General features: G+C 53.5%; 1 pseudogene. It reads left to right on the top strand.

What is annotated here, in order from left to right:
- A pseudogene (locus DWY55_RS22460) lies at positions 1-200 on the top strand (glucose/galactose MFS transporter); the annotation flags it as partial.

The raw sequence follows: 200 nt of genomic DNA, 5'->3' as shown, positions 1-200 counted from the left end.
GCGATTACGGGAGTGGTGATCAGTCAGATTTTCATCCTCTCACAACTGAATGGAATGACAGCGACAGAGCGTGCCCAACTTCCGGCTGAGGAGCTGGCCGCCATCCAGGGGCAGGAATTGAATGCTGTTACTACTGCTTATGTGGTGCTTGGTCTGGTGATGTTGGTGCTCTTGCTTGCCATCCGGCTTACCAGAATGCC

The sequence above is a fragment of the Bacteroides sp. AF25-38AC genome (assembly GCF_003602995.1).
Taxonomy (GTDB): domain Bacteria; phylum Bacteroidota; class Bacteroidia; order Bacteroidales; family Bacteroidaceae; genus Bacteroides; species Bacteroides uniformis.
The sequence above is the reverse complement of the archived record's forward strand: the minus strand, read 5'-3'. Positions and strand labels throughout refer to the sequence as shown.